Origin of the sequence: Bacillus sp. SIMBA_008, assembly GCF_046535495.1 — a bacterium.
GTDB lineage: Bacteria > Bacillota > Bacilli > Bacillales > Bacillaceae > Bacillus > Bacillus subtilis.
In genome coordinates this window covers 1-249 of sequence record NZ_JAWRWL010000964.1, presented here as the reverse complement: position 1 = coordinate 249, position 249 = coordinate 1, and the positions used below count along the sequence as shown (strand labels likewise).

The window sequence follows — 249 nt, the reverse complement described above, 5'->3', positions numbered from 1 at the left end:
GTATGGCAGCCGCTGGTGGTCCTCACCCGGGACGGCCTGCAGGAAGTCGAAGTCGCACCCCTCGTCGGCCTGCGTGACGTGATCGAGAAACAGCCGGCCGTAGCCACGGGTGTACTTCGCAGCAGGTAGCTTGATCTCAGCGAGGCGGCGGTCGATCTCCTCTGGAGCAACTTCAAGATCGAGAATCTGATTCGCCACATCGAGGGTGATCATGTCACCGTCTCGAACTGCTGCGAGAGGTCCGCCCAC

General features: G+C 61.8%; 1 pseudogene. It reads right to left on the bottom strand.

The window, feature by feature from the left end:
* Nucleotides 1–249 (bottom strand): annotated as a pseudogene (locus SB658_RS26250) (dihydroxy-acid dehydratase domain-containing protein); the annotation flags it as partial.